The sequence below is a fragment of the Kitasatospora sp. NPDC058965 genome (assembly GCF_042741245.1).
Taxonomy (GTDB): Bacteria; Actinomycetota; Actinomycetes; order Streptomycetales; family Streptomycetaceae; genus Kitasatospora.
In genome coordinates, this window is sequence record NZ_JBHYKG010000291.1 from 1 (window position 1) to 10841 (window position 10841).

Below are 10841 nucleotides of genomic sequence, written 5' to 3' on the forward strand. Positions count from 1 at the left end.
CCCGTGCTGCGGGGCGGCACCCCACCAGGACCTGATGAGCCGTCAGCGAACAGCCGTGCGTACCCGATCGCCACCAGGCAGGCTGACCCCATGGATCTGATCGAGGTACTCCCGACCCTGCACATGCTCCGCTTCCCCGTCGGCGCCGCCTACCTGTGGCGCGACGGCTCCGACCTCACCCTGATCGACGCGGGCCTGGCGGACTCCGGCGCCGACATCGAGAAGGTGCTGGACGGCCCGCTCCGCCGCATCGTGCTCACCCACTGGCACGAGGACCACGCCGGCGCGGCTGCCGAACTCGCGGCCCGCCACGGGGCGGAGGTGATCGCGCACCACCTGGAGGCGCCGGTGATCCGCGGCGAGGTGGCCGGAGTCCCGGCCGTGCTGGAGGAGTTCGAGGTCCCGATCCGGGCGGCCCTGCCACCGCTGCCGCCCGTACCGCCCTGCCGGGTGGACCGGGAGGTGGCCGACGGCGACGTGCTGGAGTTCGGCGGCGGGGCCGTGGTGGTCGCCGTCCCGGGCCACACGGACGGGTCCATCGCGATCCACCTCCCGGGCCCGAACGTGCTGTTCACCGGCGACGCGGTCTCCAACGTCGAGCGGACCCGGATGGGCGTCTTCAACACCGACCGGGCCCGGGCCGCCGCCTCCGTCCGCCGGCTCGCCGAACTGGGCGCCGAAACCGCGGTGTTCGGTCACGGCACGCCGATCGCCTCGGGTGCGGCACAGGCCCTGCGGGACGCGGCGGCCTCGGTCGGCACGGTGCACTGACGCCACCACCGACGGCCCGTCGGCACGGCGCACCGGCGCAGGTCGCCTCAGAAGAACGCCACGTAGATGAGCAGCAGACCGATCACGAGCGCGATTCCCACGAAGATCGGCAGGAAGACCTTGGCATTCGCCGCCTGCCGCGCCTCCACCGCCCGGGTGTGTGCGTTGATCCGCTCGATCTCCGCGATCGTCGCGGGGTCGGTGTTGGCCCCGCGTCGGGCGGGATCGACTGTGCAGTGCGGCGGCCGGTGCAAGCACTCGGTCGATTCGGTGCGAAGGTGCCCGCACTCCACCGTCGCACCGTTGGGCATCCGACCGCCCCGGCAGCCGAGCACACCCCGGAAGGTCTCCGCCCGGCTCAGGACGCTCGCGCCCACACGGACGCCGAGGGAGTCGTGGTACGTGTGCTCGCGCGTCGCATTGCATCGCGGACAGAACGCGAAATGCCTCTGAAGACCCGGGAACTGACTGCTGTTCATACCCGCCCCGCCCACTGTGGTCCGCACGTGCTCCAGCCCCCGGAGCAACTGCCCCGGAGTCTAGCCGGGCCGACCGACACCTCTCCGGGTTTCGAACCGCCCGCCCCGACCCGCCCGGGCTGGGCCGGGGCGGGGCGGGCGGTACCCGGCGGTCCCTACTTCGCCAGCCGCCCCAGCAGCGAGGAGGCGGCCGCCACCCCGGCGCCGGCCGCCAGCGCCAGCACGCCGAAGTCGAGGCCCAGGTGGGCCGGGGTGCCAATCAGCAGCCCGCGCAGGGCGTCCACTTGGTAGCTCAGCGGGTTGGCCTTGCTCACCGCCTGCAGCCAGCCGGGCATCAGGCCGACCGGGTACAGGGCGTTGGAGCCGAAGAACAGCGGCATCGTGATGGCCTGGCCGATGCCCATCAGCCGGTCCCGGGTCAGCACGATCCCGGCGATGGTCATCGACAGGCAGGAGAAGAAGGCCGAGCCGAGCACCACGGCGACCGCGACCCCGAGCAGCCGCAACGGGTTCCAGGTCATCCCGACCCCGAGCAGCGCCGCGATCACCAGCACCACCACGGCCTGCAGCACCGCCTTCACCCCGGCGGCGAACGCCTTGCCGGTGACCAGCGCGGCCCGCGGGGTCGGGGTGACCAGGAGCTTGGTCAGGACCCCGGAGTCCCGCTCCCAGATGATCATGATGCCGTAGAAGATCGCGATGAACATCGCCGACTGCGCGATGATCCCGGGGGCGAGGTAGTCCAGGTACGGCACCCCGCCGGTCGGGATCGCGTGCAGCCGGTTGAAGGTCTCGCCGAAGATGAGCAGCCAGAGCGCGGGCTGGATCGCCCGGGTGTACAGCTCGGTCCGGTCGTGGCGCAGTTTCTGCAGCTCGACGGCGCACATCGCCTGCACGCGGGCCGGGACCAGGCGCCAGCCGCTGCGGGCGGGCGGGGCGACCAGCAGCAGCCCGAGGTCGGGCCGCCGGTCGGGCTCAGCCGACGCGGGACGCGGTGCGGCGGGTGCGGCGGACATCGCTGAACTCTCCTTCCTTCTCGCCGTGCCCCAGGTCGCGGCCGGCGTAGTGCCGGAACACGTCGTCCAGGGTCGGCTGTTCGAGGGTCGGGTCCGCCTCGCGCACCCGGGCCTTCAGTTCCTCGGGGGTGCCGAGGGCGCGGATCCGGCCGCGGTCCATCAGGCCGATCCGGTCGCAGTAGTGGTCGGCCTCGTCCATGTAGTGGGTGGTGACCAGCACCGTCATCCCGGTGGCCCTGCGCACCGCGTCCACGCAGTCCCAGACGCTGGTGCGGGCGATCGGGTCCAGCCCGATGGTGGGCTCGTCCAGCACCAGCAGGCGCGGTGCGCTGACCAGGGCCTGGGCCAGCTCCAACCGGCGCACCATGCCGCCGGAGTAGCTGGACGCCATCCGGTCGGCGGCCTCGGTCAGCCCCACCGCGGCGATCGCCTGGGCCACCCGCGCGGACCGCTCGGCACGCGGCACGTCGTAGACCCGGGCGAACAGGGCGACGTTCTCCCGACCGGTCAGCCCGCCCTCCGCCGACAGCTGCTGCGGCACGTAGCCGAGCAGGCGGCGGACCTCCATCTTCCGCCGGGCCGCGTCGTGCCCGAAGACCCGCACCATGCCGGACGGCACCGGCAGCAGCGTGGTGATCGCGCGGATCGTGGTGGTCTTGCCGGCGCCGTTCGGCCCCAGCAGGCCGAACACCTCACCGGCGTGCACCGTCAGGTCCACCCCGTCCACGGCCTTGGTGGCGTGGCCCTTGCCGTGCCGGAACTCGTACTCCAGTCCCTGGCAGACCACGGCCTCCCCGTCGTCCATCGTCACCCCTCCTCCCTCAGCTCCTCGACCAGACCGCGCAGCGCGGGCAGTGCGGCGGCCAACGCCGCCCGCTGCTCCGCGGGCAGCGCGGCCACCGCCTCCGCCATCACGGCCTGCCGCCTGGCCCGCCAGGCCGCCAGCCGCTCCACCGCCTGCTCGGTGACCTGCAACCGGGCCGCCCGGCGGTCCTGCGGGTCCACTTCGCGGACCAGCAGACCGGCCGTGACCAGCTGGTTGACCAGGGTGGACACCGAGTTGCCCGCCAGGAACAGCTCCTTGGCCGCCTCCGACACCCGCAGCCCGGGGTTGGCCATGACCAACCGCAACAGCTCCACCTGGGCCCCGCGCAGCCGCGGCTCCAGCAACTCCCGGCGCAGCCTGCGCCGCACCAGCCGCCGGACCCCGACCAGCAGATCGGAGAACTCGTCGGCGAGATCGGTGGTGGCTTCACTCATGGGTTCATTTTATCTCTCAATAAGAGGTATTTGTCGAGGGCAGCCCTCGATCCCGACAACGCGCGGGCCGGCGGGCCGCGGCCGCCGGCCCGCGCGCCGGCCTGACGGATCGCCAGCTGGGGCGCGGGCGTCGGAGCTAGGTTGGGGCCATGGACGTCGGCGCTAGGTTGGGGCCATGGACGTCAGCGCTCTGGTCCGGGCCGAACTCGCGCGCCACCACTGGGCCGCGCTCCCGTGCGGGTGCGGCGAGTCCGCCGACCACCTGCGGGAGCTGTTCGAGAGCGAACTGGGGCCGGACGCGGCGGGCCTGCGGATCAGCCACGCCTTCGAAGGGCACATCGAACGGAACGGCCGGCTCTTCCCGTGCTCCCCGCCCTCCGTCGCCGTGCTGATCGCCGCCCTGGCCGCCGGTGTCCCGGACGGTGCCCGGAGCGACATCCTGGACACGTTCTGGTACCTCAGCTCCGCGGAGTTCCCGGCCGACCTGCTGGAGCAGTGCCTGACCCTGTTCCGCGAGGGGCTCTGGACCCTCCTGCAGGCCGGACTGACCGGCACGGCGGGCGACGCGGAGACCGTGGCGGACATCTGCGAGCAGCTCGACCCGGACCGGGAGCGGGCCGCCTACTACCGGCACCTCCTCCAGGACCGGGTCCGGCTGAGGACCAAGCGCCGCAAGCCCGTCTGGTGACCCCTACTGCCCGCCCTCGTGCAGCGGCGCGCTGTGCCAGCGGGTGAAGGTGCGCCGGCCCTCGCCGCGGCCGGGCAGGTCGATCCGGCCGGTGGCCCAGAGCAGGACCTGCCAGGGGTCCTCGCCCGCCGGGACCTCGGGGAACAGCCGGGCCAGCGTGCGGGCGCACAGCCCGGCCGACGGCTGCAGGTCGACCGCGAGCGCCGCGCACACGTCGTAGCCGTGCACCAGGGTCTCCACCACGCCCATCGCCGCGAAGCCCTCGGGATCGGCGATCCCGTACGCGTGCTGCGCCCGCACGTCCGCGCCGCGCGCGGCCACCACGGCCGCCGCCAGCCCGCCGGTGGCCGCGATCGCCTCCAGCAGGCCCGCCGGGCCGTCCGCGCGGTCCACCGCGATCGCGGTGCCCGGGTCGCCCTCGCGCCGGTGCGCCCAGGCGAGCGGCACCCAGTGGTCCAGCGGCGCGCGGCGCGGGCCCAACTGGAGCCCGTAGGCGAGCAGGCAGTCCGCGAGGTGCTCCAGCGCCTCCCAACAGGTCCAGTCCGACTCCCGGGCCGGCACCGACCAGTCGTCCGCCGAAGCACCGTCGGCCAACGGCTCCAGCACGGCCAGCAGGCAGTCGACCGCCGCGGTGAGGTCCGCCGCGGTCACCGGAATTCGATCATCAACCATGTCCGGACGCTACCAAGGCGGTTCCCCCGCGGGTAACTTCTTTTCGATGACGAGCTACGCGCGAGCCCACTGGACCGAGTACAACGACGCCCAGGACACCCGCGAGGTCCGCCCGCTGCTGCGCCGGGCGCTGGAGCTGGCCGGGCCGGGCGCCGGCCGCACCGCGATCGACCTCGGCTGCGGCCTGGGCCGGGAGACCGACGCGCTGCTGCGCGCCGGGTTCCGCACCCACGCGGTGGACATGCACCCCGACACCGAGCAGACGGTGCGCGCCCACACCCGGCCGGCCGACCATCCGCGGCTCACCGTGCAGGCGGTCCCGTTCGGCCTGGTCCGGGGACTGCCGCACGCCCACCTCATCTACGCCGGCTACTCGCTCCCGTACGCCGCCCCGGCCGAACTCGCCCGGCTGTGGGCCCTGGTGCGCCGCACCCTGCGCCCCGGCGGCGTGCTGGCGGTGAACCTCTTCGGCGAGCACGACTCGTACCACGGGCAGCAGCCGGGCAGTTACCTGACGCGAGCTCAAGTGGAGCAGATGCTGGACGGTTTGGAGGTCCTTCGACTGGACGAGGAGGACGCCGACGGCGACTCGTTCGGCGGCCCCAAGCACTGGCACCTGTTCGACGTCATCGCCCGTCGCCCGCAGGCCGGTTGAGCGCGAAGCAGTGCACCGTGGCGGTCGTCCCGTTCGTCCAGTGCTGCTCCACCACCGCCAACTCCTGCCAACCGGTGGCGCGGTAGACCCGCAGGGCGGCGGCGCCGCCGGCCTCGACGTCGAGCACCGGGACCGACCCCCAGTGCTCGACCTGCCGGACGGCCACCGCCAGCAACCGCTCGCCCAGCCGCTGCCCGCGCGCGGCCGGATCGACGAAGAACCGGCTGACCGCCACCGTGTCCGCCACCGCCGCGCCGGTCCGGGCGGCCCACTCCTCCCCCGCCGACGACTCACGGCTGAGCGCCACGTGACCGACCACACCGCCGTCGCCCGCCACCGCGACCCAGGCCGCGAGCTGTCCCGACTCCGCCAGCCACCCGGCCGGTTCGGCGGGCCACACCGCCGGGTACCCGTCCGCCCGGTGCACGGCCAGCAGCGCGCGCTCGCAGCCGGGCAGGTCGGCCCGGCTGCGGCGGCGGACGGCGGGCGGCGCCGCGGGCAGCGCGGCGGGCGTCACGGCAGGCGTCACGACGGGCTGCCCGGCAGCGGCGGCATCCCGATGCCGGAGCCGTTGTGGTCGGGCAGGCCGAGCGCGCGCCGGGCGGCACCCTCCGCCGTGACCGGGTCCTGCATCCGCAACCGGGCCACCAGTTGGTCGACCGGCGTGCTGCTGTCGTCGGCAGCGGCCTGGAACACGGGCTGCTTCGCCTTGAGTTCGGCGAGGTACGCGGTGACCTCGTCCTTGCGCGGACCGGACCAGCTGTCGTGCTCCAGCGAGATCTCGGTCAGCCGCAGGTCCGTGGCCATCGCCGTGATCCAGTCCCGGCCGCCGAGCCGGGCGTCCAGGTCGAGCGAGCGGACCGCGGTGAGGAAGGTGTACTGGTCCGTCGTCAGGGTGCGCGCGTCGTCCCGCAGTGCCTTGGTGCGCCCGCTGCGCGCCTCGTCGGCGAGGTAGCAGACGGCGGTCCCGTTGCCCCGCTGCCACTGGGACGCGTCGGTGGGCGGGTACTCGCCGGCCCGCAGACCGGCGGGCCGGTCCCACAGGTCGTAGATGTAGGAGAACACCGCCTCGTTGCACAGCGTCCGGGCCTCGGTCCGGGCCGCCGCGGCGCCGGGGAACTCCGGGTCGGTCAGCTTGACCACGGCGGAGACCTCGGCGTTGTGCAGGTTGCGGCAGCCGACGACGACCACCTGGCCGCCGAGCGGCGACTGGGTGAAGCAGTCGCCCACCTTCAACTGGGAGACGCTGCGCGACTTCCCGGTCAGGCTGATCCTGCTGTTGGCGATCAGTGCGGTGGCCGAGCCGATCATCGCCAGCAGTCCCAGCACGCCCAGCACCACGCCCGTCACGGCGAGCCCCTTGCCGCGCTGGCGGCGCTTGCCCAACTGGACCAGGGCGGCGATGCCGAAGCCGAGCGCGGCCGGCGCCAGGCAGCAGGTGAGGCCGGTGACCAGCGAGGTGACGGCGAGCTTGTTGGTGCCCGGGTACGCCGGCCGCGGGCCGGCCGGGTCCCACCCCGACGGCTGCCCGGCGCCGGGCACGTACCACGGCTGGGGCGCGCCGTGCGGCGCGGCGGGTGCCGGCACCGCGTCGGCGGGCGGCGGCGCCCACGGGTCGGCCGTCGTGTCGTCCGAGGTCATGCTGACTGTCCCCCACCCTCGCTGTTCGATCACGCGGGACTCTAGCGGACCGTGGCGGACCTGCGGTGAACGGGTGAGGGGGACGGTCACCGGGTGACCGTCCCCCTCACCGACCGGCGGTGCGCCGGGGCGTCAGCCCGTGACCGAGGCCAGGAACGCCGCCGCCTTCTCCGGCTCGTAGAACCACTGCTCGAAGTCGGCCGGGTTGTTGAACCCGTTGGCGAACCGGTGCGCCACCGGCTCCAGCTGGCCCGCCGCGCCGATCAGGTTGAGCACGTGCTCCGGCGGCGGGGCGAGCATCGCGTTGGTCCACTTGGTGACGTGCTGCGCGTCGTCCCAGTAGCGGTCGAAGGCGGCCTGCATGAACGCGCGGTCGAACGGGCGGTCACCGTGCGCCAGGATCGCGTCCAGGTAGACGGCGGCGCACTTGGCGGCGTTGTTGGAGCCCTGCCCGGTGATCGGGTCGTTCGCCACCACCACGTCCGCGACGCCCAGCACCAGGCCGCCGCCGGGGAGTTCGCCGATCGGGTTGCGCACCACCGGCGCGTACCGGCCGGCCAGCGTGGCACCCGCGTCGGTCAGCTCGACCCCGCCCAGGGTGCGCTCGAACTCCCACGGGGTGTAGGTCTTCATCAGCTCCAGGGTGAGCGCCAGGTGCTCGGCCGGGTCCTTGACCCCGCCGAAGGCGTCCAGCGGACCGCCGGGGATGCCCTCCCAGAACATGATGTCGCACGGACCGGTGGCGGTCAGCGCGGGGATCATGAAGAGCTCGCCGACCCCGGGCACCAGGTTGCAGCGCACCGCCTGGAAGTCGTGCTCCGGGCGCGGGCCCAGGCCGTGCACGTAGGCCACCGCGAGCGCGCGCTGCGGGACGTCGTACGGCGAACGGGCCGCGTCACGGCCGAACATGGAGACCAGCTCGCCCTTGCCGGCCGCCACCAGGATCAGGTCGTGGCTGCGGGCGAAGTAGTCCAGGTCGGACACCGCCACGCCGTGGATCACCAGCTTGCCGCCGCGCTGCTCGAAGGCCTCCATCCAGCCGGCCATCTTGATCCGCTGGTCCACCGACTGCGCGTAGCCGTCCAGCCGGCCGACCCAGTCGATCACCCTCCCCCTGCCTCCGGCCGGGGGGACCTCCACCGACTCGGGACCGGAGACGGAGACGCCCAGCCCCTCGACCCTGGGCGCCGCCTCCTCCCAGAAGTTCAGGCCCAGGTCGCGCTCCAGGCCGAGCGCGGTGTCGAACATGCACTGGGTGGAGAGCACCCGACCGTCGCGCACCTCGTCGGCGGTGCGGTTGGTCATCACCGTGACGTCGTAGCCGTTGGCCTGGAGACCCAGCGCCAGCTGGAGTCCGGCCTGCCCGGCTCCGACGATCAGTATCTTGCGCATCGCTGCCTGCCTTCTTGCTCGTTGTGCTGGAGGGGGTGATGCTTGGCGGACCCCGGGGGGGTGGGTCAGACCGCCACCGGCTCCACGGCCAGGGCGTGCTCCACCAGGGTGGTCAGCACCCCGACGGTGGAACCGCGCTGCCGGGCGTCGCAGATCAGCACCGGCACCGGGGCCGACACGCCGAGCGCGTCGCGCACCGCCTCGGGCGTGTAGACCGGCGCACCGTCGAACTGGTTGACCGCCACCACGAAGGGCAGCCCGCTGCCCTCGAAGTAGTCCAGCGCCGGGAAGGAGTCGGCCAGGCGCCGGGTGTCGACGAGCACCACCGCGCCCACCGCGCCGCGCACCAGGTCGTCCCACATGAACCAGAACCGCCCCTGGCCCGGCGTGCCGAACAGGTAGAGCACCAGGTCCGGGGCCAGGCTGATCCGGCCGAAGTCCATCGCCACCGTGGTGGACCGCTTGTGCGGGACGGCGGTGGTGTCGTCCACGCCGACGCCGGCCTCGGTCATCACCGCCTCGGTGGTCAACGGCGGGATCTCGGAGACCGAGCGGACGAAGGTGGTCTTGCCGACGCCGAACCCGCCCGCCACCACGATCTTGGTGGAGGTCGCCGAGCCCGCGGTCAGCGGGACGCCGGGAACGACGCCTGCGGGGCCGGCCGGACCGGGGCCGGCCACCGCTTCAGAGCTTGCGAAGTCCACCCAACACCCTCTCCAACAGCACCCGCTTGGTCCCCGGGACCTCGCCGTCCGGCAGGTCGGCCGAGTCCACCCCGTGCACCCGCACCCGGCCCTGGTCGGCCAGGTCGCTGACCAGCACCTTGACCACGCCGAGCGGGATCCGCAGCAGCGCCGAGATCTCGGCGACGGAGCGCATCTGGCCGCGCGTCACATCACAGATCATGGTGAGTTCGGGCAGGCTGCGGTCGTCCGGGTCGGCGGGCCGGTTCAGCGCCGAGACGAGGGTCTCCACCAGCAGCACCCGGCCGAACCTGGTCCGGCCCCGGGTCAGCGCGTACGGGCGCACCCGCGACGAACGCCCCTGTCCGGAGCGGGCGGTGTCGGTCCGCAGGCCGTGGCCGGGACCGCCCGCCGCACCGGCGGCCGTGCTGCTGCTTCCGGCGGTACCGGCCATGCTCGCTACCTCCTGCTGCTCGGTCATCGGACGGCCATCGCCCGGTGCAGTTCGCTGCGCACCTGCGGGGTCAGCGCGTGGCCCGCGCGTTCCACCAGCAGGGCCATCTGGTAGGCCAGCACGCCGAGGTCGCTGTCGAGCGAGGCGTAGACGCCCAGGCAGGAGCCGTCGCTTATGGCCATCACCACCAGGTGGCCCTGGTCCATGGTGACCATGGTCTGCTGCACCGCGCCGAACTCCACCAGCTGCGCCAGACCGCCGGTCAGGCTGGTCAGCGCCGAGATGATGGCGGAGAGCTGGTCGGCCTTGCGGCCCTGCGCGGAGTCGGCGAGCAGCAGGCCGTCCGAGGAGACCACCACCGCCTCGCTCACCCCGGGGACCGAGCCGAGCAGGTCGGCGAGCAGCCAGCGGACGTTCGTCGCGGCCTGGCTGACGGCGGCTTGGGGGGCGGCCGGGCCGGCGGGGGCGGCGTGCACGGTCGGCATGGCGTCGGTCATCGGTCCTGCTCCTGAACGAAATCGGCCGGCTGCGCCACCTCGGTGGCCGCCGCGCTCTCGCCGGCCGCCTTGCGCAGCCCGCGCTGGAATCCGCCGAGTCGACGGCGCAGCTCCTCGGCGGAGCTGCGCGCCTGTGCCGACTCGGTGGGAAGGTGCGGTTCGGTCGGAAGATACGGATCTGCGGGCTGCCGGGGTTCACCGGCGGCCTGCGGGTCGGCTTCGGGAGCCGGGGCGGCAGCGCCGGTGACCCGGCGCAGACCGGAGGTCGGGGCCTCGCCCGTGCCGGGCAGGCCGTTGGCGCTGGGCACCCGGCGCGGCAGCTCGGGGGCCGCCGGGCCGGCCGGCCGCTCGGGCACCGCCAGGTGCGGGAGCGTCAGCTCGCGCGTCGGGGTGTCCAAGGGGTGCGGGGCGTCCGCCGCGTGCAGGCCGTCCAGGGGGTGCGCGGCCGCCTCCGGCGCCGACAGCACCGGCTCCGCTGCGGGGGCGGCGGGAACCGGCGGCTCGGCTGCCGGGACCGCGGCGGGCGTTGCCCCGGCCGCCCGGGCCGGTCGGCGCCGCGGCAGCTCCGGCAGGTCGGATCGCCAGGCCGCCGTACGGGTCGGTCAGCTCCCACCAGCGGCGCCCGTCCAGGTC

The 10841-nt window shown here is 74.0% G+C and carries 15 protein-coding genes; 3 read left to right on the plus strand and 12 right to left on the minus strand.

The features are described 5' to 3' along the window. Positions 1 to 90: 90 nt before the first annotated feature. The gene (locus ACFW1A_RS32620; RefSeq protein ID WP_380415336.1) at positions 91 to 771 is read left to right on the plus strand and encodes an MBL fold metallo-hydrolase; all 681 of its coding nucleotides are present in this window, start codon (positions 91 to 93) and stop codon (positions 769 to 771) included. A 47-nt stretch (positions 772 to 818) separates the two neighbouring features. Here the strand turns inward: ACFW1A_RS32620 and ACFW1A_RS32625 are convergent, their stop codons facing one another. The 4 genes from ACFW1A_RS32625 to ACFW1A_RS32640 all read right to left on the minus strand — a co-directional run bounded on the left by ACFW1A_RS32625 (position 819) and on the right by ACFW1A_RS32640 (position 3526). Next, a complete protein-coding gene (locus ACFW1A_RS32625) occupies positions 819 to 1250 on the minus strand; it encodes a hypothetical protein (RefSeq protein ID WP_380415338.1) in 432 nt (143 codons plus the stop codon). Between the two features lie 155 nt (positions 1251 to 1405). Then, positions 1406 to 2266 (minus strand): ABC transporter permease, encoded by an 861-nt coding sequence (locus ACFW1A_RS32630; RefSeq protein WP_380415340.1) that lies wholly within the window; start codon positions 2264 to 2266, stop codon positions 1406 to 1408. Continuing rightward, positions 2226 to 3071, minus strand: a complete 846-nt coding sequence (locus ACFW1A_RS32635) for an ABC transporter ATP-binding protein (protein ID WP_380415343.1) — start codon at positions 3069 to 3071, stop codon at positions 2226 to 2228. Before ACFW1A_RS32635 ends, ACFW1A_RS32630 begins: the two co-directional genes overlap by 41 nt. Before the next feature lie 2 nt (positions 3072 to 3073). Continuing rightward, complete coding sequence (locus ACFW1A_RS32640; protein WP_380415344.1) at positions 3074 to 3526, minus strand: MarR family winged helix-turn-helix transcriptional regulator; 453 nt, start codon at positions 3524 to 3526, stop codon at positions 3074 to 3076. A 175-nt stretch (positions 3527 to 3701) separates the two neighbouring features. Between ACFW1A_RS32640 and ACFW1A_RS32645 the strand changes: the two genes are divergently transcribed. Then, the gene (locus ACFW1A_RS32645) at positions 3702 to 4214 is read left to right on the plus strand and encodes a hypothetical protein (protein ID WP_380415346.1); all 513 of its coding nucleotides are present in this window, start codon (positions 3702 to 3704) and stop codon (positions 4212 to 4214) included. 3 nt (positions 4215 to 4217) lie between these two features. Here ACFW1A_RS32645 and ACFW1A_RS32650 read toward each other — a convergent pair whose 3' ends face one another. Beyond that, positions 4218 to 4886: a hypothetical protein gene (locus ACFW1A_RS32650; RefSeq protein ID WP_380415348.1), complete on the minus strand. Its 669-nt coding sequence runs from the start codon at positions 4884 to 4886 to the stop codon at positions 4218 to 4220. 46 nt (positions 4887 to 4932) lie between these two features. On the opposite strand from ACFW1A_RS32650, the gene ACFW1A_RS32655 reads away from it, so the two are divergent. Beyond that, a complete protein-coding gene (locus tag ACFW1A_RS32655) occupies positions 4933 to 5541 on the plus strand; it encodes a class I SAM-dependent methyltransferase (protein WP_380415350.1) in 609 nt (202 codons plus the stop codon). Here the strand turns inward: ACFW1A_RS32655 and ACFW1A_RS32660 are convergent. The 7 genes from ACFW1A_RS32660 to ACFW1A_RS32690 all read right to left on the minus strand — a co-directional run bounded on the left by ACFW1A_RS32660 (position 5513) and on the right by ACFW1A_RS32690 (position 10675). Next, positions 5513 to 6070 (minus strand): GNAT family N-acetyltransferase, encoded by a 558-nt coding sequence (locus ACFW1A_RS32660; protein ID WP_380415352.1) that lies wholly within the window; start codon positions 6068 to 6070, stop codon positions 5513 to 5515. The genes ACFW1A_RS32655 and ACFW1A_RS32660 overlap by 29 nt on opposite strands. Next, positions 6067 to 7182: a DUF4190 domain-containing protein gene (locus tag ACFW1A_RS32665; protein ID WP_380415354.1), complete on the minus strand. Its 1116-nt coding sequence runs from the start codon at positions 7180 to 7182 to the stop codon at positions 6067 to 6069. The genes ACFW1A_RS32660 and ACFW1A_RS32665 overlap by 4 nt, the downstream gene beginning before the upstream one ends. A gap of 132 nt (positions 7183 to 7314) precedes the next feature. Beyond that, a complete protein-coding gene (locus ACFW1A_RS32670; RefSeq protein WP_380415356.1) occupies positions 7315 to 8574 on the minus strand; it encodes a styrene monooxygenase/indole monooxygenase family protein in 1260 nt (419 codons plus the stop codon). Between the two features lie 65 nt (positions 8575 to 8639). Beyond that, positions 8640 to 9278: an ATP/GTP-binding protein gene (locus ACFW1A_RS32675; protein ID WP_380415358.1), complete on the minus strand. Its 639-nt coding sequence runs from the start codon at positions 9276 to 9278 to the stop codon at positions 8640 to 8642. Then, the gene (locus ACFW1A_RS32680; protein WP_380415360.1) at positions 9259 to 9738 is read right to left on the minus strand and encodes a DUF742 domain-containing protein; all 480 of its coding nucleotides are present in this window, start codon (positions 9736 to 9738) and stop codon (positions 9259 to 9261) included. The genes ACFW1A_RS32675 and ACFW1A_RS32680 overlap by 20 nt, the downstream gene beginning before the upstream one ends. Next, entirely contained in the window at positions 9735 to 10208 is a 474-nt protein-coding gene (locus tag ACFW1A_RS32685) for a roadblock/LC7 domain-containing protein (protein WP_380415362.1), read from the minus strand. The genes ACFW1A_RS32680 and ACFW1A_RS32685 overlap by 4 nt, the downstream gene beginning before the upstream one ends. After that, the gene (locus tag ACFW1A_RS32690) at positions 10205 to 10675 is read right to left on the minus strand and encodes a hypothetical protein (protein ID WP_380415364.1); all 471 of its coding nucleotides are present in this window, start codon (positions 10673 to 10675) and stop codon (positions 10205 to 10207) included. The genes ACFW1A_RS32685 and ACFW1A_RS32690 overlap by 4 nt, the downstream gene beginning before the upstream one ends. Between the last annotated feature and the right edge of the window lie 166 nt (positions 10676 to 10841).

Coding starts and splice junctions, on each gene's coding strand:
- ACFW1A_RS32620 (WP_380415336.1), top strand. CDS start 91: ATGGATCTGATCGAGGTACTCCCGACCCTGCACATGCTCCGCTTCCCC.
- ACFW1A_RS32625 (WP_380415338.1), bottom strand. CDS start 1,250: ATGAACAGCAGTCAGTTCCCGGGTCTTCAGAGGCATTTCGCGTTCTGT.
- ACFW1A_RS32630 (WP_380415340.1), bottom strand. CDS start 2,266: ATGTCCGCCGCACCCGCCGCACCGCGTCCCGCGTCGGCTGAGCCCGAC.
- ACFW1A_RS32635 (WP_380415343.1), bottom strand. CDS start 3,071: ATGGACGACGGGGAGGCCGTGGTCTGCCAGGGACTGGAGTACGAGTTC.
- ACFW1A_RS32640 (WP_380415344.1), bottom strand. CDS start 3,526: ATGAGTGAAGCCACCACCGATCTCGCCGACGAGTTCTCCGATCTGCTG.
- ACFW1A_RS32645 (WP_380415346.1), top strand. CDS start 3,702: ATGGACGTCAGCGCTCTGGTCCGGGCCGAACTCGCGCGCCACCACTGG.
- ACFW1A_RS32650 (WP_380415348.1), bottom strand. CDS start 4,886: ATGGTTGATGATCGAATTCCGGTGACCGCGGCGGACCTCACCGCGGCG.
- ACFW1A_RS32655 (WP_380415350.1), top strand. CDS start 4,933: ATGACGAGCTACGCGCGAGCCCACTGGACCGAGTACAACGACGCCCAG.
- ACFW1A_RS32665 (WP_380415354.1), bottom strand. CDS start 7,182: ATGACCTCGGACGACACGACGGCCGACCCGTGGGCGCCGCCGCCCGCC.
- ACFW1A_RS32670 (WP_380415356.1), bottom strand. CDS start 8,574: ATGCGCAAGATACTGATCGTCGGAGCCGGGCAGGCCGGACTCCAGCTG.
- ACFW1A_RS32680 (WP_380415360.1), bottom strand. CDS start 9,738: ATGACCGAGCAGCAGGAGGTAGCGAGCATGGCCGGTACCGCCGGAAGC.
- ACFW1A_RS32685 (WP_380415362.1), bottom strand. CDS start 10,208: ATGACCGACGCCATGCCGACCGTGCACGCCGCCCCCGCCGGCCCGGCC.